Consider the following 21,962-nt stretch of genomic DNA (forward strand, 5'->3'; position numbering starts at 1 on the left):
TCTACTAATTATTTAGTATAACTGCTGCACTTTCCATAATTACTACTATGTCCTTTGCTTCATACCTATTAATTATTAGTGTAACTAATACCTCGATTACATTTTCTGTGAAATCATCTCAACCACAAGGGTACTAGGTTTTACGGGCCAAATTATAAATTAGTGCTTAGTATTCTAAGCTGCATTCCTAAAAATCCAATAGATACTATTAATGCCATATAAATATATATAAGTGAAGACTTCTTATCATATTTAGCATGAAAATATGAAGCATAATACATACAAAATAAAACTATCATATTTAAAGCTCCATAAACCATTTGCCTAAATGCAAACTGCTTACTTGTACCATATATAAGAGGTTTAAACGCAGCATCGTAACTTAAAGGCATAGTACGAGGTAATTTCCCCATTATATATAATACAAAAGGATTTAATGTCATTATTATTATCACTATACTAACTGCTATAAACAATGCAATAAATTTTTTATCTTTATATAAAGCGTTCTTTTTCTTATAATTTATTTCATAAAATCCACTAGGTATTTTATTTTCCTTGAGTAAGTTTTCTAGCATTACATATTCTTTAGGGGATATTGCATAATTTATTTCAGGAGTTTTAAGGTATATTATAAATTCATTACTAGTTACAAACATCCTAGTTACTCCTATTTTGTCAACTATACTTCTTCCAAGGGCAAAATTATTGTTACATATTCCTGACAACCTAACCCCTCTTATTTTACCAGTAGCTACACTGTAGGCTTCTACATCTTTTATAGGGATTTTAACCTTTTTAAAATTGAATATGCCAAGTATATATATATACTCTTCATCTACAACAACCTTTACCGTAGAAAACAAAGCTACATAATATAACATATATATATTAAAAACAGCACATAATATTTTAGAAAATACATTTATAACATAACTATTACTTACAAATACCAAAGTACCAATTATTATGTTAACTATAATTATTATAAATACTTCATATAATAATCCCATTCCTCTTCGAGAATTATATATATTCATGGTATAGTCACCTTCTTTTTATTTTAAATTTCCAAATTAAAGAAAATCTTATATATCACTACTATTATACCTTACAAATGTAGTAAAAGCACTATTTAAATTGTTAATAATAAATAGTGCTTTTATTCTTTTAGGTACATGAAAAGAAATAACAAGTCAAAGATGATAGTATATTTTGTATCAGACAAGGAAACAGGTTCCGCCTTTGGTATAACTATCGACGGGTTCTGCTAACACAGTATGACGCAAAGTAGACTAGCATACTGACTTGTTATTTATTTGAATGTGCCTTAATCCAAATAATCTTTTAATTTTTTACTTCTGCTAGGATGTCTTAGCTTTCTTAAAGCCTTTGCCTCTATTTGTCTTATTCTTTCTCTAGTTACATTAAACTCTTTTCCTACTTCTTCAAGAGTTCTAGCTCTTCCATCGTCAAGACCAAATCTCAATCTTAAAACTTTTTCTTCTCTAGGAGTTAATGTGTCTAATACATTTATAAGTTGTTCTTTTAGCATTGTAAATGCTGCAGCCTCTGCTGGTGCTGGTGCTTCATCATCTGGTATAAAATCTCCTAAATGACTATCTTCTTCCTCTCCTATAGGTGTTTCTAATGAAACTGGCTCTTGGGCAATTTTCATTATTTCTCTAACCTTATCTACAGGCATATCCATCTCTTTAGCTATTTCTTCAGGTTGTGGTTCCCTTCCTAATTCTTGAAGAAGTTGCCTAGAAACTCTTATAAGTTTATTTATAGTTTCAACCATATGCACTGGTATTCTTATGGTTCTAGCTTGATCCGCTATAGCTCTAGTTATAGCTTGACGTATCCACCATGTAGCATATGTACTGAACTTATAACCTTTTCTATAATCAAATTTTTCTACTGCTTTTATAAGTCCTAGATTACCTTCCTGTATTAAATCTAAGAACAACATTCCTCTTCCAACATATCTTTTTGCTATACTTACTACCAACCTTAAGTTAGCTTCAGCAAGTTTCTTTTTAGCTACATAATCTCCAGCTTCTATTCTCATAGCTAACTGAGTTTCCTCTTCGGGCTCTAATAGAGGTACTTTTCCTATTTCTTTTAAATACATTCTTACAGGGTCATCTATAGCAATACCTTCTGGTATATTTACGTCAATTTCTTCTTTACCTAAGTCTTCTCCTTCTACCTTTATACCAGTAGATTCTAAAACTTCATATATTTTTTCTATCTGTTCTGGATTAAGTTCAACCTTCTCCAGCTCATCCATTATTTCCTTATATGTTAAAGTTCCTTTACTTTTTCCCTTTTCTATAAGGTTCTTAACTAATTTCATCTTTTCATTTTTATCCATGCCTGTAAACTACCTCCTTTCATATATTAAATGCGCGAAATCTCTCTTTGAATATTAACAAGTTCCTTTGCTAATTTAATAGATTCCTCTAAGTTTCCTTCCGACTCATACTTTCTAATTTTATCCATAATAACTTTTTTCGACTCCTCCAACTTAGATTTTTTTATCTGAGCTATACAATCCTTGATTGCTTCTGTGTAATTTTCCTCATCTACTATTTCTGTTTCTAGTATTTTTACAAATTCTTTAGAACTCTCAATATCTCTACACTTCATTTCTACATTTTTAGTTAACTGCTCAGATGGCAATTGCGAATTTTTTAATATGTAATCATATATTTCTCTGTGTATATTTAATACCATTTCCTCTGGTTTCATGATGCTACTAATACTTTGTATTTTAGATATATCTTTAAGCATGGTATTGATAAGTACTCTCTCTGCCTTTATATATGCTGGTTCTAAATACAACTTTTCAGCACTTTCTTGGGCAAAATTCATATCCTCATGATTTTTTACTTTTCTATTTACATATCTATTTATCATATCGTATAAAGCTTGTTGACTTACATCCGCCTTTTCAGCAACCCTTTTTATATATAAATCCTGCTCTATAGGCTGTAAATCAGCTAGTATTGGAATAACTTTTTTAGTATATTTTATTATCATTTCCTTATCTCTGAAATTTATTCCATTACTTTCCACATTTATTCTGTATTCCGTAAGTGGCAATGCTTCTTCTATTAATTTTTCAAAAGCCTCCTTACCATGATTTTTTACGAATTCATCTGGATCCTTACCATCTGGAATTGTAAGAACCCTCACATCAAAACCCTGATTTTTTAATATTTCTAATCCCCTCAAAGTAGCTGCTTGACCTGCAGCATCCGCATCGTAAGAAATTATTATTTTTTTAACATATCTTTTAAGAAGCTTTGCTTGGTATGGAGTAAAAGCAGTTCCTAAGGATGCAACTACATAAGTTATACCCCTTTGATGTAAAGAAATACAATCCATGTATCCTTCAACAATCATGAGGGTATCTCCACTAAAATTATTCAAAGCAAAATTCAGCCCATATAAATTTGTTCCCTTTTTAAATACATATGTTTCAGGAGAATTTAAGTATTTAGGTTTTGAATCATCTAATACTCTACCTCCAAATCCTATAACCTTACCCTTATAGTCGAAAACTGGAAATATAACTCTATTTCTAAACCTATCATAATAAGTTCCATTTTTACTCTTAATTATTAATCCAGCTTCAATCATATCTAGTTCTGAATATCCCTTCCCTTTTAAGTAATTTAAGAGATTACTCCATCCATTCATAGCATATCCTAGACCAAATTTAACTAATGTTTTAGGTGTGATGCCCCTTTTTAAAAAGTATTTTTTAGCTGCAGAGTTATTATTTAAGTTTTTGTAAAAATATCTAGCCGCCTCTACATTAATCTTGTAGAGTTTTTCTCTTTTAGCTTTTTCAGGACTATTATTTTTATCTTCCTCAATGCTTATATTAACTCTATCTCCAAGTATTTTAACAGCTTCAGGAAAAGTAACATTTCTATTTTTCATAACAAAAGTATATACATTTCCCGCTTCTCCACATCCAAAACATTTAAATATTTGTTTGTCCGGTGATACTGTAAAAGATGGTGTCTTTTCCCCATGGAAAGGACATAACCCAACATAATTTCTTCCAGCTTTTTTTAAATTAACAACCTCAGAAATTACATCTACTATATCATTTTCCTCTTTAATTTTTAAGATGAGATCTTCTGATATCAATAAAACTCTCCCACCTAACTATAAATATTTTAGTACGAATTTAATATTATTCGACAAAAAAATATAAACTCCTTCTTTTGTTTTTGATTTTTTTTTACATTGTACTTATTATATTCTTTATAAAATATTAAATTCCTTCATATTTTTTATTTTATTAAATTCCCACATAAGTAATTTTCCTGAAATTATATAAAACATATATATAATTTAGTAAATATTGTTTCCAGTAAATATTATTTTCTCATATTATCCAAATATTTATTCATAAACTTATTCTATACTATTATTAAAAATCCTTTTTTTAAATAAAAATGTATAATATTAAGAATATTTTAATATCTTTATAGTGAAATGTTTATAAAGGATGTGTTTTCAATGCCTTCAAAGGCTAATTTATATAGTAATATAAAACTATTATCTGAAGATAATTTAAAAAAATATGTTTTATGTCATTACAATTTACAAAATGCTCAAATAGAACAAATAAAAATTAAAAACACAGAAAAACAAAGAGCAGTATATAAAATAACTTATAAGGATAAATCCTATTGCCTTAAAAAAGTTTATTTTGACATTGAAGATCTTCTATTTGTATATTCATCAGTAGAATGGCTGTATAGATGTGGTTTAAAAATCCCTCGCTTCCTTGCCACAGACTCTGGAAGCCGCTTTGTCCAGTATGAAAATATGTTATTTATATTGACTCCTTGGGTTGATGGAATTAAATGTGATTATGATAATGATGAACATATGGTTAAATCAATTAGAAATCTCTCCAAAATGCATTACGTAAGTAGAAACTTTTCTCCCATCACCGGTAGTAGTTCAAGAGAAAATTATAGTGACATATCTGCTTCAACAAATAGGAGATACCAAAGATTATTAAAGAATTTCAATTTAGCTGTTAAACACAATGATAACTTTTCCAATATTTTCAATGAGCATTTTGATGTAAATGAGACTCTAGGGAAAGTTTCATTAAATAGTTCATATATAATAAATACAAATAATTTATGTAAATCATTATGTCATTTAGATTATGTAAATAAGAACTTATTATTTGATGATAATACTGATATATGGGTAATTGATTTCGATAAATGTGAAATGGATTATTGTGTTCACGATATTTCATATTTTTTTAGAAGATTTTTAAGAAGGGATAATACAAAATGGAATTTGGATATTACACTTAAGTATCTTAAAGAATATGAAAAAACTTTATCTTTAAATTTAGATGAATATCTATATATTCTATGTTATTTAGCTTTTCCTCAAAAATATTGGAGAATATCTAGGGATTACTTTAATAATATAAATAAGTGCAATAAAAACAGTTTTGTTAAAATACTTTTAAAATCTGTTAAAAATGAACAAGTTCAATTGAATTTCGCCTTAAATTTTATAGATTATATACAAGATAGATTTGATACTAAGATTTAATATTTAATTTGAAAATTCAAAATTCAAAATCTTTAATTTTTAGTTCCATCTTAGGTACATGAAAAGAAATAACAAGTCAAAGATGCTAGTATATTTTGTGTCAGACAAGGAAACAGGTTCCGCCGCTAGTAGGGACTATCAGGGGAACCTGCTGACACAGTATGACGTAAAATAGAATAGCATACTGACTTGTTATTTATTTGAATGTGCTTTAGTATTTAATATTAAGATACTAGAAATATGAGTTATATTAAAATTCATTTAAAGTTTATTGCAACTTATAATTAAAAGAATCCCTAGTCTCCAATCCCTAAGTTTATTAAACGCGGTTTTAGTGTTTGTCACTTAGATACTATGGATTGGCCATTAGGGCTTCTATTTAATTGTAAATTATTTTCTAGGATTTTTTACTTCAGCTTGAGCTGCTGCTAATCTAGCTATTGGAACTCTGTATGGTGAACAGGATACATAATCTAATCCAACATTGTGACAAAACTCTACAGATGAAGGATCCCCTCCATGCTCTCCGCAAATTCCTAATTTAATGTTTGGTCTAGTTTTTCTTCCTAGATCTGTTGCAATTTCTACTAGTCTTCCCACTCCAACTTGATCTAATTTTTGGAATGGATCAAATTCGTAAATCTTATTATCATAATAATATTTTAAGAATTTACCTGCATCATCTCTTGAGAATCCAAAAGTCATTTGAGTCAAATCATTAGTTCCAAAAGAGAAGAATTCTGCTTCTTTAGCTATTTCATCTGCTGTAATAGCTGCTCTTGGTATCTCTATCATAGTACCTACTGTATATTTTAATTCTACACCTTCAGATTTAATTATTTCATTTGCTTCTTTTGTTATTACATCTTTAACAAACTTTAGCTCTTTCAATTCTCCTACTAAAGGTATCATTATTTCTGGAACTATATTATAAGCTCTTTCCTTGTTAACCTTTATTGCCGCCTCTATTATAGCTCTTGTTTGCATTCTTGCTATTTCTGGATATGAAACTGCAAGTCTACATCCTCTATGTCCCATCATTGGATTAAATTCATGTAATGATGCCACTGTAGCTTTTAATTCTTCAAAGGTTATTCCCATATCCTTTGATAGTTCTCTCATATCTTCTTCTTCATTTGGAAGGAATTCATGTAGTGGTGGATCCAAAAGTCTTATAGTTACAGGCCTTCCCTCCATAGCTTCATATATTCCTATAAAGTCTTCTCTTTGCATTGGTAAAAGCTTTTCTAAAGCCTTTTCTCTTTGCTCTACTGTCTTAGCAACTATCATTTCTCTAACAGAAGGTATTCTCTTTTCATCAAAGAACATATGCTCTGTTCTGCAAAGTCCTATACCTTGCGCCCCAAATTCAGCTGCTTGTTTAGCATCCTTTGGAGTATCTGCATTTGTTCTAACTTTTAATTTTCTAATTTCATCTGCCCATTTCATAAATATTCCAAAATGTCCTGACATTTCTGGTGATACAGTCTTTATTGACTTACCATATACATTTCCTGTAGCTCCATCCAATGAAATATAATCTCCTTCATGGAACATTTGTCCAGCAGCTTCAAAAGTTTTTGCCTTTTCATCTATAACTATTTCTCCACAACCTGCTACGCAACAAGTTCCCATACCTCTTGCTACAACTGCAGCGTGGGATGTCATACCACCTCTTACAGTTAATATTCCCTCTGCAGCAACCATTCCTTCTATATCTTCTGGAGAAGTTTCTAATCTTACAAGAACCACTTTTTCGCCACTTTCATGATGTGTCTTAGCATCTTCAGCGGTAAAATAAACTCTTCCTGAGGCAGCTCCTGGAGAAGCTGGTAATCCCTTTGCTATAGCTTTTGCTTCTTCTAATTCCTTTTCATCAAAATTAGGATGAAGTAATGTGTCTAGTTGCTTTGGCTCTACTTTTAAAATAGCTTCTTCTTTAGTAAGAAGTCCTTCATTTACCAAGTCTACGGCTATTTTCAAAGCAGCTTGAGCAGTTCTTTTTCCATTTCTTGTTTGTAAGAAATATAATTTGCCTTGCTCTATAGTAAACTCCATATCTTGCATATCTCTATAGTGATTTTCTAATTTCTTTGCAATATTCATAAATTGTTCATAACATTCAGGTAAATCTTCTTTTAATTTTTGTAGTGGTTGTGGAGTTCTTACTCCAGCAACTACATCTTCACCCTGAGCATTTATTAAATATTCTCCAAATATCTTGTTTTCCCCATTGGCTGGATTTCTTGTAAATGCTACACCAGTTCCTGAAGTGTTTCCCATATTACCAAAAGCCATTCTTTGAACGTTTACAGCAGTACCCCAGTTTCCTGGTATATCATTAAGTCTTCTATAAACATTTGCTCTTGGATTATCCCAAGATCTAAATACAGCTGTAACTGCTTCTATTAACTGTTTTTTAGGTTCTTGTGGGAATGACTCTCCCATTTCTTTTACATATATGCTTTTATAACTTTCAACTACATTTTTTAAATCTTGTGTATCTAAATCTGTATCATATTTTACGCCTTTTTTGCATTTAAATTCATCTAATACTTCTTCAAATTTTCTCTTTTCTATCCCCATAACTACATCTGAGAACATCTGAATAAATCTTCTATATGAATCATATGCAAATCTTTGATTATTGGTTAATGCTGCCATAGCTTCTACAGTTTCATCATTTAATCCTAAATTTAATATAGTATCCATCATACCTGGCATAGAAACTCTAGCCCCTGATCTAACGGATACAAGAAGAGGATTTTCTTTAGAACCAAATTTTTTACCTGTAGACTCTTCTATCTTTTGCATTGCCTCTTCTATTTGTGAAATAACGCAAGAATCTACTTTTTTACCATCATCATAATACTTAACACAAGCCTCTGTTGTTACTGTAAACCCTTCTGGCACAGGTATTCCCAAATTAGTCATTTCTGCTAAATTGGCACCCTTTCCCCCTAAAAGGTTTCTCATTTTGGCATTGCCTTCACTAAATAAGTACACATATTTATTATCCGACATTTTTAGTTCCCCCTTTACGATGTATGCGTTTTATATAATTAAGAGACAATCCTAAATGCATTTAGCTATTCTCTCCTAACTTTACAAATATTTTAGTTATATTTGTTTTAGAAACCTTCCCAACTATTTTGAAAAATTCTTTTCCTTCATTAATAAATTTTTCTACCACTGGAAGGCTGTCAACTTCATGGTCTATTATTTTTTTTGCTGCATCATAAGCTGTATCCTTAGTATATACACAAACTATATTTGGCATTCTAGTCATTATAATTCCCACTGGAACTTTGTGCATATCTGTTCCACCCATGGCAATTTTTAAAAAATCTTTTCTTGATATAGCACCCACTAATGCATCGTTGTTTTCTACAAAAAGAGTTCCTACATCATTTAAAAACAAATGCAAGATTGCATCATATATAGACGTATCTTCTTTTACAACTACTGGTTTTGACATTATTTCACCCACGGTAATTTTCCTAATATAATCATAAACAAGACTATAAGAGGGTTTATTAGAATATATATAGCCTACTTTAGGCCTAGCATCTAATATTCCAGTCATTGTAAGTATAGCCAAATCTGGTCTAAGTGCAGCTCTTGTTAAATTCAAATTAGCAGCTATCTTTTCACTGGTCATGGGTTGATTTTCTTTAACTAATCTTATTATTTCTTTTTGCCTATCTGTAAGTTTAATAGTAGCCACCCTCTTTCTAACATGTACTAACTTCTATTATACCATTTAAACATAATAATGATATATTTTTTAACAAAAAATTTCAATAGTATATACTTTTTTTATTATAATTCTTTTTTCTGCCTCAAAATAACCTCATTTATATGTAAAGCTGGCAGTATTATCTGCCAGCTAATTTATTAATATTTATTATTAATATTTATTGTTATCTTCTTTTTCATCTTCGTCAAAATTAACTGTATATTGATATACATTGTCACTTTCTTCTTCACATTTGTCTTTATTCATTTTAGAATTTATTTTTTCTTTAATATCGCTTCCTGCATCTTTAACTATATCCTTAACTTCCGAAGCTTTAGTTTTTATTATTTTATTTACTACCTCTACAGTGCCATCTTTTTTAGTTATTTCTACAGTTATCTTAGCAAAAACCGCAGTAACTAATAAAGTTGCAGCTATAGGCCACCAAATTAAAGAAATAACTCCTGCAGCAACACCTGCATTTACAGGCATATCTACAAGCACCTTATCATCCTTTTTTATTTTGATTCTTGTGGCCTGACCCTTTTTTATTAAATCCTTAATCCATGTTATGAATTCTTCTTTTGTGGTATAAAGTGAACTGTCTTTTTTATTACTTTCTATATACACCAATGCTTCTACCACATCACCCTCACATGCCTCTAGGGCTTCTTTTGCTTCTGTATAGCTTACTCCTGTCCTCTCTATTATCATGTCGATCTTTTCTAAAGTTACATCACTCATTTTTATTTACCTCCTTAAAAACATTTAACATATCCAAACTTTTAGGCGTTTTTTGAAAATTTTCCATTATGAATCCTGACAATACTTTATATAATTGTTTTTTTGTCTCTTCCTTAACGCTAATCCTATGGACCTTTTCCAAAGGAAAATTAGATAGAATTTTTAATACATTGTATGCAGTATTTGTTAATGCCATACCATTTTGTTTGTTACATTCATTACATACCCCTCCACCGTAAGCAAAATTAATATAATTGGAGGAATTTATTTTTTTACCACAAACACAACAATTTTCAAGATTCAATCCATATCCTGTAAGATTCAATAATTTAATTTCAAAGGTCCTTACTAGTGTTTCTACATCTCCAACTTTGCTTTTCATAAGATAATAAGCTGTCACTACTTGCCTAAAGAGTTCTCTATTGCTTTCTTCCTCTAAAAGCGCTATATCTATGAGTTCATTTAAATAAGATGCATATGTTAACATTTCTAAATCCTCTAAAAATTCCCCAAAAGAGTGAATTATTTGCACCTCATTTATTAGGTACATACTTTTTCCCCTATATATCACAAATTCTCCAAAGCAAAAGGGTAGCGTAGACGATAAAAACTTACTTTTATTCTTTTTAGCTCCTTTAGCTATAGCAGTAATCTTACCTATTTTTTCTGTAAATAACCATATAATTTTGTCGTTTTCTTTATAATCTTGAGTTTTTAAAATTACGGCTTTAGTTTTATAAGTTGACAGAAAATCATCTCCTACATATATTATACCCTAATTTCTGCATATTTTTCTATAACACTTTATTAACTTTATGGAAACTTTACTTTTTATATCCAAGTTCCTTTAAGAGATTATTATCATCTCTCCACTCTTTTCTTACTTTAACCCATATGGTCAAGTCAACCTTTTGTCCTAAGAAAGTTTTCATATCTTCCTCAGCATATCTTGTGATTTTACCCAGCATAGTGCCTTGTTTACCTATTATTATGCCCTTGTGGGACTTCTTTTCGCATATTATATTTACATCTATTTTATATTTTCCACTTTCTGTTTGCTTCATAGATATAACTTCTACAGCTATTCCATGCGGTACTTCTTCTTTCAAAAGTCTCAGTGCTTTTTCTCTGATAATTTCTGTAACTACGAATCTTTCCTGTACATCAGTTATCATATCTTTAGGATAATACATAGGTCCTTCTGGCATATTCTCTATCATTAAATTTAAAAGCGTATCTACATTTTTCCCGTTTTTAGCTGATATGGGAATTATTTCTTTAAATCCATAGGCTTCTGCATAATTTTCTAAAGTTTTTGCTATCCTTTCCGGATTACTTTCATCCATTTTATTAACCACTAAAAATACAGGTTTATTGATATTTTTCAACTGCTCTAATATATATATATCTCCCTTACCTACTTCTACATCTGCAGTGGTTAAAAATAATACTAAATCTACATTATTTATAGATTCTGTGGCTATATCAACCATGTATTCGCCCAATTTATGCTTGGGTTTATGTATGCCTGGTGTATCCACAAATACTAATTGATATTCCTCTCCTGTTAGAACCGTTTGTATATTATTTCTAGTAGTTTGAGGTTTATTAGAAACTATAGATAATTTTTCTCCTAATAAGTAATTTGTCAATGTGGATTTCCCCACATTAGGTCTTCCTATTATTGTAATAAATCCAGATTTAAACATTTTTCCTCCTCTTGTAACTATTTATTTGAATGTGCCTAAGTCCTTTTTAGTAAATGCACCTGGTAATATATCATTTAAATTTTTAACCATATATTCCTCCTGGTTTTTTGCAATTATTATCTTCATATCTTCATCTGCGAATTCTGATATTACCTGCCTACATATACCACATGGGTAAGTAAACTCTTCTTCACTTCCTATTAAAGCTATTGCCTTTATGCTTTTAGCTCCTTCTGATACCGCCTTGAATATAGCTGTTCTTTCTGCACAATTTGTAGCTCCAAAAGATGCATTTTCTATATTGCATCCTGTGTACACCTCTCCATTTTCCATAAGCACAGCTGCTCCAACTTTAAAATTTGAATATGGTGAATATGCTTTTTCTCTAGCTGTCTTTGCTTTATATATTAATTCTTTTATTTCCATAATCATACCTCCAAACTTTATTGTTCCTAATGTATATTCTTATGCATTGTATATAAATTATATCATTATTTTTATCTCTTTCAAGTAATACATACATGGCTAATTTAAAAACTTAAATATTATTATGGTCAATATAATGCCAAATAAAGCCCCTAGAACCACTTCTATTACAGAGTGAACCTCTGAGTCTACTCTACTTTGAGCAACTATTATAGCCAACAAATAGCTTAATATTATAGCTGATGGCTCCACTGTTAAAAGAGCTATTATTGTTGCTATAGAAAAAGCCAAGGCACTATGTCCACTAGGCATGCCTCCTTTAAGTGGTGTTCCCTCTCCATATATAGCTTTTACAATCACTGTAGCTATACAAACTATTACCAATATAATAAACATCATATAGGTATCTGCATTTCTTATTTTTTTTAAAGTTAAAAAATTAATATATTGAAGTTTATCCCAAAACAATATAAATCCCACTAGTACTGCATTTAAAGCTGTTATAAAAACTGCTCCTGCAGCTATATTTTTGGCTATTTTTGCCAATGGGTGATAGTAGTTCGTGGTAGCATCAATTGCAAATTCTACTGCAGTATTTATCATTTCCGCAAATATTACTAAGGTTATAGTTATTGTGACTATAAGCAATTCATTTTTGGTAAGATCAAAGAAAAAACATGATATCAAAACCAGTATTGCTGCTATCATATGTATTCTCATATTCTTTTGAGTTCTTATAGCATAAATTACACCTTCAATTGCATCGTTAAAACTATCTAAAAGCTTTCTCTTTTCCTTCATTCTATCACCACCTAATATAATCATATTATGATTATCCCACAAAAGCATTACATTACCTGAATTATGAAATTTTTCTGGAATGACTTTCATAAGAAGCAAAGTAACTGTTTAAATTTGATTTTAGAAATTTCATAATTCCACCACATTGTACCTTATCGTGGGTTAATCATATTATTATAAGCAATTTATTGAAATTTACGTGTCAAAGCTGAGTATTTTATTTTAAAAATAGTCCTCTCGAAGGAGGACTATTTTTATCTTACTATGTTAAATTTATTTAATATTTCTTCTTCTCTTTCCCTCATTTTTTTCTTATCTTCTTCTTCCATATGATCATATCCAAGTAAATGTAATACTGAATGTACTGTCAAATAACAGCACTCTCTTAAAAATGAATGACCATATTCTTCACTTTGAGCCTTACCTTTTTCTAATGACAAAACTATATCTCCAAGTACTAGTTTTCCTTCATCAAAATAACTGTCATCAAAGGATTTTTTTAAATAAACATCTTTGTAAACTTTTCCTTCTGGATAATCTAACATAGGGAATGACAGCACATCTGTATCTCTATCTATTCCTCTTTGTTCTTTATTTATCTCTCTTATGGCTTCATTATCCACAAATAAAATGCTTATCTCACAATCTAAATCTACTTTTTCCTCTTTTAATGCCCATTCTATTATATTCTCTAAAGTGCTTTCAAAATGCTCATCTACATTTATTTTTTCTTGTCTGTTGTCTATATATAACATATAATTAACTCCTTTTACTCTTTTAAGATAGCTTTTTCCGACCATTTATCTGTAGGATATTCTATTCTTTGATGGTAAATTCCACTCAATACCTTCAAAAATGATTTTCTAATTTTATTTAAATCCTTAAGCGTTAAATCGCAATCATCCAACTGACCCTCTGCTAATCTTCCCTTTATTATATTATTTACCATCTCTTCTATCTTACCTTTAGTAGGATTACTAATGGATCTTACTGCCGCCTCTACTCCATCTGCAAGCATTATTATAGCTGATTCCTTACTATTAGGTATAGGACCTGGATATCTGAAATCTTCTTCCTTAATGCTATCTGGATCTTCGCTAGCATTTTTAACTGTCAAATAAAAATATTTTACTAGTGAGGTACCATGATGTTGAGTTATTATATCCTGTATTTCTTTAGGTATTTTATACTCTTTAGCCAGTTCCAAACCATCCTTTACATGAGATGTTATGATTAGAGTGCTTAGGTTTGGTGTTATTTTATTATGAGGATTTTCTCCTCCCAATTGATTTTCCTTAAAAAAGTATGGTCTTTTTATTTTTCCTGCATCATGATAATATGCTCCAACTCTAGCTAAAACCGGATTACCACCAACAGCCTCTGCTGCAACCTCTGCCAAGTTTCCAACTAGTACACTGTGATGATATGTTCCTGGAGCTTCTAATAAAATCTTTCTAAGCAGCGGATTATTTGGATTTGATAATTCCAAAAGTTTTATAGTAGTTACTATGTCAAAAGTACTTTCAAAAAACGGTAAAAATCCTATAGTAAGTACTCCTGATATACAGCTAGATATAAATGCAAAAGCTGCATTTTTAGCAACATCTAATACATTATTACTAAGCAAAAATCCTGATGAAAATGTAAACATAATATTTATTACAGCCATGTATATACTGGAATACAATATATCATTTCTTTGTTGCATTTTCTTCAATATTATAGTTCCTATTACTGCATTTATAACTGCTAGTATTATAATCTCTGGTTTAAAACCAACCACAGCACCAATTAAAGCGCTATTTATAACGTTTATAGTTAAAGCAACCCTCTGCCCTATCAAAAGTGTCATAAGCATAGGAACACAGGATAATGGCACTAAAAATGGCGATATTATACTTAAAACTCTTGCCAAAGATAAGGATATGAATATTAATATATATATAAGTATTAATTTACTATCATCTTTATATACTTTTTGATGATACTTTTTAAGATAGTATAATTGAAGTGCCATAACTATCAAAACTAAGCCAGCCAAACTTATATAAAGATACCATTCAAAATAACTTTTATTATCTAAAAGACCAAGACTCTTTAATATGTCCATTTGGTTTTTTTCTACTGGTTCTCCCTCTTTTACTATTATTTGATCTTTCTTAATTATAATAGGTTGAACTTCTTTTATAGCCTTTTCCTTATATTCTTCTGTTTTCTTTTCATCAAATACATAGTTAGGGAAAACTTCCGTATACCCTATAATTGTTCCTAATTCTTTGCCTGCCTTAGATAAATCGGAACTATTCATTTTAAATATTATTGTTTCTCTTGCTTCTTTTACATCTTCCTTTTTGTCTTCCATTATTTTATTATCATAAACCTCTGTCATAGTATCCCTAAGGATTACATTTAAACTTCTAGTTTCTGCTTCATTTAGTCTTAAGAGCCTTTCCATATTTTCTGTAGACAATTTTATGGACGTTGCATTTTTTAAGCCCTCTATTTTTTGTTTATATAAATTTATTTTTTCGTTTTCTGGCAATGCTTTTGCACTTTCTTGAATTTCAATTACTTTACCTAAAAGCTCATTTATATTCTTAATTACTTTTTCCTTTACGGATTTATCTACCGAATATTGAGGTCCTGAAATTTTAATTGCTTGATCTATTAATGCCTTGGTGCTTACTTCATCCTTAACATCTCTATTTGCTTTTATATCTACCTTGGCTATTTCACCTTCTTTAATATTATACTTTTTGGTAACCAGTGAAGTAGCCATAACAGAGTAAATAAATATAAAAGCCAAAAGAAATATTATTTTTCTTCTATATTTTCCTTTACTAAAAATTCCTGTAAACTTCTTTCTATTCATGTATCTCCCCACCCTCTTATGTTAAATAAACTCAAACCTACATACTGTTTCATCTGCATTTTGTTTTCTTATTCACACCCTAAACTAATAACTATTTTTCTTTATCCACATGGCGTTCTACTCCTTGTGGTATAGCTATATTCTCTTCTCCTATTAAAAGGAGTCTTATTTGGTATTTGTCCCCCACATTTTTCGTATCAATTATTTTGTCTACTATCTTAACGGATTTATCTATATCTTTTATTATATCTTTAGTCAGTTCTTCTACTGTTTTTTTTACTACCTTCTCCTTTTTATTTATCACTTGTTTTTCTTTAATCTCATAGTACGTTTCTTTAATTATGGGACCTTTATTATCTACTATTCTATCATACTTATAAAATTTATTTAAATCATTTTTTAAGTAAATTCTCTTTCCTTTCAACGTAATATAAATTTTTTCTACCTTATTGCCAGTTCTTTCTCTCGTTTTAACTGTAATAGGTACTTCTTTACTTTTTTCATAGAAAGTTTTTGCTATGACTTGACCTGTGGCATGAACTTGATAGCTTGACTCTTCTGTACCTTGCTCTCCTTTTACCAACAACTCTCCTTTTTTTACCACAGCACCTTCCTTTACCACCGCTGTACCTGCCTTAGTATATATTCTAATTATTTCTCCTTCTCTTTTAGCTACCAAATCGCAAGGTTCATCATTCTTTACTATTATAGGTGGGGATTGATTTTCAAAAATACTAACATTTAAGTTTACCCCTTCTATCCTAACCTTAACCCACATTACATTGCTATTATCTTTTAATATTTGCTTTTCTAATTTATGCACATCTATACTAGATTTTTTTCCACCTGCTTTTATACCGTATCCTAGAAGTTGTCTTCTTATTTCGTAAGGTGAGAGATATTTTTCTGTTTCTATATTTACCTTCCATACAAAGCCTGACAAGTAATATGTTATACACATAAATAATATAATTCCAATAGAAACGGCAACCACTTTATTTTTTCTTATTAGTAAAAAATCTATCCCATTTCTCTTCAATATTTTTATTCTTGTATTAGTTCTTTTAGATACTTCTGTTATTTTAGAATAATCTTTTAAGTTTACAATCATTCTAACTGTAGTTATATTTATTCTTTTTATATCCTTTACATATATATTATTCTTCCACAATAAGTTAATAAATCTTTCTGGACTTAAACACTGAATCTCTAAAAGTATTGTACTTTTTTTATACTTAGTAAAATCCATACTACTCATTTCCTCCATACACTATATTCTTAAACTTTCCACTTAAGCTTATAGTATTCCCACCTATAAATAAGATTTCAAAACTCCCCCCATTTATAGTTATTACTCCAATGGTAGTGTTTATTTTAATAACTTCATCTTCAAAAAGTACAATACCCTTGTGATTCTCTATTGTTATTTCAGTATTACCTAATATAGTTATCCTAGGTAAATTTAAAACTACATCTCTAGGAAGTTCTAATCTATCTGCAAACCTCTCTTTTGCTGAATATATTTTTTTCTCCATAACATCACCTTCTCTTTCATCCCTTTCATATTAAATTTATGAATAAAAAATTTAATAAATGATAAAAATGGAGAAAAATAAAAAAGGTTCAGCAATGCTGAACCTTTATCTACTAAGATATTCTTTTACAATTTTATTAACAAGTTTACCATCAGCTCTGCCTTTAAACTTAGGCATCACTGCTGACATAAGCTTTCCCATGTCTTTTATGCTATTAGCCCCTACCTCATCAGCCGATGCTTTGATAATTTTAAAGATTTCTTCCTGAGTTAACTGCTGAGGAAGGTAATTCATCAAGATCTTTATCTCTTCTTCAGATTCATCTACAAGATCTTGTCTATTTCCCTTTTTAAACTCTTCTATAGCATCTCTTCTTTGTTTTACTTCCTTAGCTAAGATTTCAACAATCTGCTGATCATCAAGAGAAGAACCATCTGTCTTTTCGACTTGTAAAACTGCTGCCTTAGCCATGCTAATAACGTTAGCCTTAAATTTTTCTTTTCCTTTTAATGCATCTTTCCAATCTTGTTGTAATCTCTCTTTAAGGGACATACCCGTACCTTCTTTCAAATTTAAAAAATCTATCTATGTTTTCTTTTTCTTGCTGCTTCAGATTTCTTTTTTTTCTTTACGCTTGGTTTTTCGTAGTGCTCTCTTTTTCTTACTTCAGAAAGAACACCAGACTTAGCGCATTCTTTTTTAAATCTTCTTAAAGCACTTTCAAGTGATTCATTTTCTCTTACTTTTATTTCTGACATGTATTTCCCTCCCTCCGCTAGCTGATTTATTTTAATTTTAAACAGCTGATGTTGGGCATAAATAGCACATTGTTAATTATACAATAGCCCTTCTGCTTGTGTCAATAACCTTTTTTACATTAACCTGGTGGCCATTGAAGATTTCTTCCAGCAAGCATATGAAAATGTAAATGCTGAACAGTCTGTCCACCGTCCTTACCACAATTGTTAACTATTCTATATCCATTCTCAGACACCCCTAGCTCTTTAGCTAGCTCCTTAGCTTTCATAAAGATGTAAGTGACTATATTAGAATCTTCTTCACTTAATGAATTTAAACTCTCTATATGCTTCTTAGGTATTATTAATATATGAAACGGTGCTTGAGGTTCTATATCCTTAAATGCCAGTATTCTTTCATCTTCATATACTTTGCTACATGGTATATCTCCCTTTGCAATTTTACAAAATATACAATCGTCCACTTAATATCACCTCCTCACCATTTATTATTATATTTCAACAGATCTTTGTTAATTCCTTCTTAGTTGAATAAAAATATCTATGGAAATTTAATTAGCTAGAGCATGTTCCCCTTCTGCTAAAGTTATTGTTACTTTTACAATTTTGCCCTTTAAATCTTCTTTAGATTCCATAAATACTTTTATATAATTTTCCGTATATCCCTCATATAAATTTGCATTTCCATGTACATTTTGCTCAAATAAAACATTCATTTCTTTTCCCACAAATTTACTTATAAATTTATTTTCTAATTCCTTGTCTAGAGAAATTAATTTACTACTTCTTTCTTCTTTTATATTTCCATCTACTTGTTCTGCCATTTGAGCAGCTTTAGTTCCCTTTCTTGGACTATACTTAAATATATGCATCTTTGATAGTTCTATATGTTTTAAGAAATTATATGTAGCATGAAATTCCTCTTCAGTTTCTCCTGGAAATCCCACTATAACATCCGTAGTTATAGATACATCTTTTATATATTTTCTTAAATTATCAACAGCTTCTTCATACTCTTTTGCAGTATATCTCCTGTTCATTCTTTTTAAAGTCTCATCACATCCGCTTTGAAGTGATAAATGAAAATGTGGACATAATTTTTCTAGGGATGCTACTTTTTTTATAACTTCTTCTGTGAAGAAAGTAGGGTCTATGGAACCTATTCTTATTCTTTCTATTCCATCTACATTGTTTATTTCCTCTAATATCCTTACTAAATCCCAATTACCCTCTAAATCATTCCCATAGGATGCTATATGAATTCCTGATAATATTATTTCTTTAAAACCGTGTTCTGAAAGTTTTTTAACTTCTTCTAAAACTCTCTCTGGATATTTGCTGCACACAGCCCCTCTAGCAAAAGGTATTAGACAATATGAACAAAACCTATTACAGCCATCCTGTATTTTAAGAAAAGCTCTAGTTTTATCTTGATATTCTTGTATATTTAAATCTTCAAAACTATTATTTTTTAATACATCCTTCACCACTACCATTTGTTCTTTTTCTTCTTTAACTCTATTTATCCAGTAGATTATATCTCCCTTATTTCTAGTCCCCAGAATCACATCTACCCCTTCTATACTAGAAATCTCATCTGGTGCAATTTGAGCATAACATCCCACTACCGCCACTATGGAATCTTGATTTTTCTTCTTAGCTCTTCTTATCATTTGTCTTGACTTTTTATCTCCAGTGTTAGTAACAGTGCAGGTGTTTATTACATACACATCTGCAAAGTCATCAAATTCCACCACTTGGTATCCTTCTTTTATAAATTTTTCCATCATAGCTTCTGTCTCATATAGATTTACTCTACAGCCTAAAGTAGCAAAAGCAACCTTCATTACATATTTCCTCCTAAATCTCCTAATTCATACATTATTATGCTCAAACAAGTAAATCCCGCAGTCTCTGTCCTTAAAATCCTAGGACCCAACGTAACTATATAAGCCCCCATTTCCTGAAGCTTAGCTATTTCTTTATATTCAAATCCACCTTCTGGTCCTATAACAATAGCAACATTTTTAATTTGCAGTTCTTTTATATCCTCTACTAGTTTCTTAATTCCATATGCTTTTTTATTTTCATATGGAACCACTATTAATTGAAAATTAGATAATTCCTCTAGCATTTGGTCAAATTCTAAAGGACTATTTATCTTTGGAATATAACTTCTTTTACTTTGTTTACAAGCTTCTAATGCAATTCTATTCCACCTGTCAACTTTTTTATATTCTTTTAATTCACCTTTAACCACTACTCTATCTGTGATAACAGTCGTTATTTCTTTAACTCCCAGTTCCGTATTCTTTTGAACTATCAAATCCATTTTTGATGCCTTAGGAAGTCCTTGATATATAGTAACATTTATAGAACTCTCATTGTCAGTGTCCATTTTTTCCAATATTTGAGCTTTTACTTCTTTTTTATCTATTTCTTTTATCTCAGCTAAGTATTCCTGTCCGGAGCAATTATTTATACAAATTTTGTCACCAATATTTAATCTTAAAACTTTATATATATGTTTTACATCATCACCAATTATATTAACCCATTCATCTACAATATTTTCATTAGATACAAAAAACTTATGCAACCTAATTCTTCCCTTCTTTAGCCACTATACAGCACCATTCACCATCTATATTTAATTCTTCAATAGTGAAGCCATTTTCTTCTAAACATTTAACTACATCATCTTTTCTATCTAATATTATTCCTGATGATATAAAATAACCATCTTCTTTTATAAAGTTTTTAACATCCTTAGTCAAAAACATTATAATATCTGCTATTATATTAGCAATTACTATATCAGCTTTTCCTTTAACTACTTCCATTAAGTTACCATGTAATATTTCAATATTATTTAATTTATTAAAGCCTACATTTTGATTAGCAGAATCTACAGCTACAGGATCTAAATCTACACCTATTACTTTTTTAGCATTTAGTTTTGCTGCTGCTATAGATAATATTCCTGAACCTGTTCCTATATCAAATACTGTAGAATCTTCTTTTACATATTTCTCTAAAGCCTTTATACACATTCTAGTGGTTTCATGTGTTCCTGTTCCAAAAGCCATGCCTGGATCCAAGTCTAAAATTATTTCATCATCTTTTTTGCTATACTCTTCCCAAATAGGCTTTACTACTATTTTGTTTCCCACTTTTGTAGGTTTATAATACTTTTTCCAGTTATTTTCCCAATCCTGTTCATTTACTTTATTATATACAACAATTCCTTTACCTTTATCTATACCAAATTCTTCTAAGGAATTTACTCCTTCTTCTATGTACTTAATGTAGGATTGGAATTTTTCATCTTCTTTATAGTATCCTTTTATTACTGCTCCGTCCTCTATATCTAAAAGTTTTTCATCAAAATAATCCCAATCTCCTGGGTGTTTCTTTTTAAACTCTACATCTTGGGAATCCTGTATAGCTACACCTTTAACTCCTGTATTATATAAAATGCCTGAAACTGCTTCTACAGCCTCACTACTAGTTATAACTGTAACTTCAATCCATTCTTTATCTACCATATCGTTTCCCCCATACTAATTATTTTCTTATAATATATTATCACATAATATTTCACTATGTATACTTTAATTTAAAATTAAGGTTGAAATTCATAGGGAATTTCTTTAATTGTATGCACCTATAATTCATTGGCAAAAAACTAACCGCCTAACTCTTATTTAAGTTAAGCGGCCAAATTTATTTAAATGATTATCCCAGAATAAGCATTACATTACC

General features: G+C 30.0%; 21 protein-coding genes. 1 reads left to right on the forward strand and 20 read right to left on the reverse strand.

Annotated features, from left to right (window positions below; translation table 11 throughout):
• Positions 1-152: 152 nt before the first annotated feature.
• From CC89_RS01140 to dnaG, 3 genes are all read right to left on the reverse strand, one after another.
• Entirely contained in the window at positions 153-1,040 is an 888-nt protein-coding gene (locus CC89_RS01140; RefSeq protein WP_035288135.1) for a PH domain-containing protein, read from the reverse strand.
• Positions 1,041-1,330: 290 nt separating this feature from the next.
• Positions 1,331-2,380 (reverse strand): RNA polymerase sigma factor RpoD, encoded by a 1,050-nt coding sequence (gene rpoD / locus CC89_RS01145; protein ID WP_035288138.1) that lies wholly within the window; start codon positions 2,378-2,380, stop codon positions 1,331-1,333.
• A 26-nt stretch (positions 2,381-2,406) separates the two neighbouring features.
• A complete protein-coding gene (dnaG, locus tag CC89_RS01150; protein ID WP_035288140.1) occupies positions 2,407-4,170 on the reverse strand; it encodes a DNA primase in 1,764 nt (587 codons plus the stop codon).
• Between the two features lie 351 nt (positions 4,171-4,521).
• Here dnaG and CC89_RS01155 point away from each other — a divergent pair, with 351 nt between their 5' ends.
• Positions 4,522-5,613 (forward strand): CotS family spore coat protein, encoded by a 1,092-nt coding sequence (locus CC89_RS01155; protein ID WP_185750635.1) that lies wholly within the window; start codon positions 4,522-4,524, stop codon positions 5,611-5,613.
• Between the two features lie 390 nt (positions 5,614-6,003).
• On the opposite strand, the gene ppdK is transcribed toward CC89_RS01155, so the two are convergent.
• From ppdK to prmA, 17 genes are all read right to left on the reverse strand, one after another.
• Positions 6,004-8,637 carry a pyruvate, phosphate dikinase gene (gene ppdK, locus CC89_RS01160; protein WP_035288143.1) on the reverse strand — a complete coding sequence of 878 codons (2,634 nt, stop codon included), beginning with the start codon at positions 8,635-8,637 and terminating at the stop codon, positions 6,004-6,006.
• A 61-nt stretch (positions 8,638-8,698) separates the two neighbouring features.
• A complete protein-coding gene (gene ccpN / locus CC89_RS01165) occupies positions 8,699-9,340 on the reverse strand; it encodes a transcriptional regulator CcpN (RefSeq protein WP_035288145.1) in 642 nt (213 codons plus the stop codon).
• Between the two features lie 183 nt (positions 9,341-9,523).
• A complete protein-coding gene (locus tag CC89_RS01170; RefSeq protein WP_035288147.1) occupies positions 9,524-10,096 on the reverse strand; it encodes a DUF4342 domain-containing protein in 573 nt (190 codons plus the stop codon).
• On the reverse strand, positions 10,089-10,868 hold the full coding sequence (gene recO / locus CC89_RS01175) for a DNA repair protein RecO (RefSeq protein WP_353600887.1): 780 nt from the start codon (positions 10,866-10,868) through the stop codon (positions 10,089-10,091). The genes CC89_RS01170 and recO overlap by 8 nt, the downstream gene beginning before the upstream one ends.
• Before the next feature lie 52 nt (positions 10,869-10,920).
• Entirely contained in the window at positions 10,921-11,805 is an 885-nt protein-coding gene (gene era, locus CC89_RS01180) for a GTPase Era (protein WP_035288153.1), read from the reverse strand.
• 21 nt (positions 11,806-11,826) lie between these two features.
• The gene (locus CC89_RS01185) at positions 11,827-12,231 is read right to left on the reverse strand and encodes a cytidine deaminase (protein WP_035288156.1); all 405 of its coding nucleotides are present in this window, start codon (positions 12,229-12,231) and stop codon (positions 11,827-11,829) included.
• A gap of 99 nt (positions 12,232-12,330) precedes the next feature.
• On the reverse strand, positions 12,331-13,032 hold the full coding sequence (locus tag CC89_RS01190) for a diacylglycerol kinase (protein ID WP_035288158.1): 702 nt from the start codon (positions 13,030-13,032) through the stop codon (positions 12,331-12,333).
• 254 nt (positions 13,033-13,286) lie between these two features.
• On the reverse strand, positions 13,287-13,787 hold the full coding sequence (gene ybeY / locus CC89_RS01195; protein ID WP_035288159.1) for an rRNA maturation RNase YbeY: 501 nt from the start codon (positions 13,785-13,787) through the stop codon (positions 13,287-13,289).
• Positions 13,788-13,801: 14 nt separating this feature from the next.
• Positions 13,802-15,904 carry an HD family phosphohydrolase gene (locus CC89_RS01200; RefSeq protein WP_051931366.1) on the reverse strand — a complete coding sequence of 701 codons (2,103 nt, stop codon included), beginning with the start codon at positions 15,902-15,904 and terminating at the stop codon, positions 13,802-13,804.
• 91 nt (positions 15,905-15,995) lie between these two features.
• Positions 15,996-17,153, reverse strand: a complete 1,158-nt coding sequence (gene yqfD / locus CC89_RS01205; RefSeq protein ID WP_051931368.1) for a sporulation protein YqfD — start codon at positions 17,151-17,153, stop codon at positions 15,996-15,998.
• Position 17,154: 1 nt separating this feature from the next.
• Positions 17,155-17,439, reverse strand: a complete 285-nt coding sequence (gene yqfC, locus CC89_RS01210) for a sporulation protein YqfC (protein ID WP_035288164.1) — start codon at positions 17,437-17,439, stop codon at positions 17,155-17,157.
• A gap of 105 nt (positions 17,440-17,544) precedes the next feature.
• Positions 17,545-17,991 (reverse strand): GatB/YqeY domain-containing protein, encoded by a 447-nt coding sequence (locus CC89_RS01215; RefSeq protein WP_035288166.1) that lies wholly within the window; start codon positions 17,989-17,991, stop codon positions 17,545-17,547.
• 29 nt (positions 17,992-18,020) lie between these two features.
• Complete coding sequence (gene rpsU, locus CC89_RS01220; protein ID WP_035288167.1) at positions 18,021-18,197, reverse strand: 30S ribosomal protein S21; 177 nt, start codon at positions 18,195-18,197, stop codon at positions 18,021-18,023.
• 119 nt (positions 18,198-18,316) lie between these two features.
• Positions 18,317-18,661 carry a histidine triad nucleotide-binding protein gene (locus CC89_RS01225; protein ID WP_035288169.1) on the reverse strand — a complete coding sequence of 115 codons (345 nt, stop codon included), beginning with the start codon at positions 18,659-18,661 and terminating at the stop codon, positions 18,317-18,319.
• 87 nt (positions 18,662-18,748) lie between these two features.
• On the reverse strand, positions 18,749-20,044 hold the full coding sequence (mtaB, locus tag CC89_RS01230; protein ID WP_035288170.1) for a tRNA (N(6)-L-threonylcarbamoyladenosine(37)-C(2))-methylthiotransferase MtaB: 1,296 nt from the start codon (positions 20,042-20,044) through the stop codon (positions 18,749-18,751).
• Complete coding sequence (locus tag CC89_RS01235) at positions 20,044-20,796, reverse strand: 16S rRNA (uracil(1498)-N(3))-methyltransferase (RefSeq protein ID WP_035288171.1); 753 nt, start codon at positions 20,794-20,796, stop codon at positions 20,044-20,046. The genes mtaB and CC89_RS01235 overlap by 1 nt, the downstream gene beginning before the upstream one ends.
• 1 nt (position 20,797) lies before the next feature.
• Entirely contained in the window at positions 20,798-21,745 is a 948-nt protein-coding gene (gene prmA / locus CC89_RS01240; RefSeq protein ID WP_035288173.1) for a 50S ribosomal protein L11 methyltransferase, read from the reverse strand.
• Between the last annotated feature and the right edge of the window lie 217 nt (positions 21,746-21,962).

Origin of the sequence: Clostridium sp. KNHs214 (genome assembly GCF_000744935.1) — a bacterium.
Classification (GTDB): Bacteria; Bacillota; Clostridia; order Clostridiales; family Clostridiaceae; genus Haloimpatiens.